At 32.0% G+C, this 716-nt stretch carries 2 protein-coding genes; both read left to right on the forward strand.

Translation table 11 applies throughout. The features are described 5' to 3' along the window. Window positions 1-299 (forward strand): hypothetical protein (locus ACFIJS_RS09170; RefSeq protein ID WP_375651317.1); only part of this gene is annotated, 299 nt, incomplete at its 5' end. Between the two features lie 146 nt (window positions 300-445). Next, window positions 446-716 (forward strand): hypothetical protein (locus ACFIJS_RS09175; protein WP_375651319.1); only part of this gene is annotated, 271 nt, incomplete at its 3' end.

The following is a 716-nucleotide window of genomic DNA, read 5'->3' on the forward strand; positions in this document are numbered from 1 at the left end:
TGGACTTGCGAGTTGACAATGGAGTAAGAGTTGCTGCATTATGCATAGGGACTTATGATTTGCATTTACCTTCTAGCCAAGTTTTGGAACTAGATAATTGTTATTATGTTTCAGTGCTTTCTAGAAACATTATTTCTATTTCTTGTTTGGACAAGAAAGGAGTTACATTCATAATTAAGGATAATAAATTTTCCTTTTCATATGATGATGTTTATTATGGATGTGCTATTATGAGTAATGGCTTATATGTTATAGATTTAGTACTCAAATTCTCAATGTTGATACCAAAAGACCCATAATCTAAAGTCTAAAACAGTTATACTTATGGCATTGTAGGTTAGGACACATAAGTGAGATATGAATCACAAGATTGCATAAAGAAGGATATCTTGATCCATTTGATTATGAATCATATGGGCCTTGTGAATCTTGTTTGGTAAGAAATATGAAAAAAAGGTCATTTATTGGAAAAGGGTCATGTGCCAATGAGTTATTGGAACTCATTCATTCATGTGTGTGTGGACCTTTGTCTACCCAAGCAAGGGGTGGATATTCTTACTTCATTAACTTTACTGATGATAAGTCAAGGTTTGGATATGTGTATCTGATGAGACACAAATTAGATTCTTTTCAAATGTTAAAAGAATTCAAGAATGAATTAGAAAATCAAACTGGCAAAAGAATTAAAACACTTAGATCTAATCGAGGTGGAGAAT

Origin of the sequence: Bartonella sp. OT172YNZD (assembly GCF_042193725.1) — a bacterium.
Lineage (GTDB): Bacteria > Pseudomonadota > Alphaproteobacteria > Rhizobiales > Rhizobiaceae > Bartonella > Bartonella grahamii_A.